This is a genomic window from Pseudomonas sp. MD330_10 (assembly GCF_042610415.1).
Taxonomy (GTDB): domain Bacteria; phylum Pseudomonadota; class Gammaproteobacteria; order Pseudomonadales; family Pseudomonadaceae; genus Aquipseudomonas; species Aquipseudomonas rhodesiae.
This window is the reverse complement of sequence record NZ_JBHGZU010000142.1, coordinates 1-239: the sequence shown is the minus strand read 5'-3', so window position 1 is coordinate 239 and position 239 is coordinate 1. Positions and strand designations below refer to the sequence as shown.

Below are 239 nucleotides of genomic sequence, written 5' to 3'. Positions count from 1 at the left end.
ACGCCCAGCGGCGCCCTTGCGGCACCAGCACGTCGAGCAACGGCGCGACAAACCAGATGATCAGACTCAGGGCGATCAGGCCCAGTAGCGGCATCACCCAGCGAATCATAAAACTGAAAAACGCCTTCACTCGACGCCCTCCCCCAAAACGGTGATTTCAACCCGACGATTGCGGGCACGGCCTTCGGCGGTGGCGTTGCTGGCCACCGGCTCAGTGTCGCTGCGGCCTTCGGCGCTGA

General features: G+C 63.6%; 1 protein-coding gene. It reads right to left on the bottom strand.

What is annotated here, in order from left to right; all coding sequences use genetic code 11:
* Positions 1-126: 126 nt before the first annotated feature.
* The coding region (locus tag ACFZPT_RS26950) for a hypothetical protein (RefSeq protein WP_379559167.1) at positions 127-239 on the bottom strand (113 nt) is incomplete at its 5' end.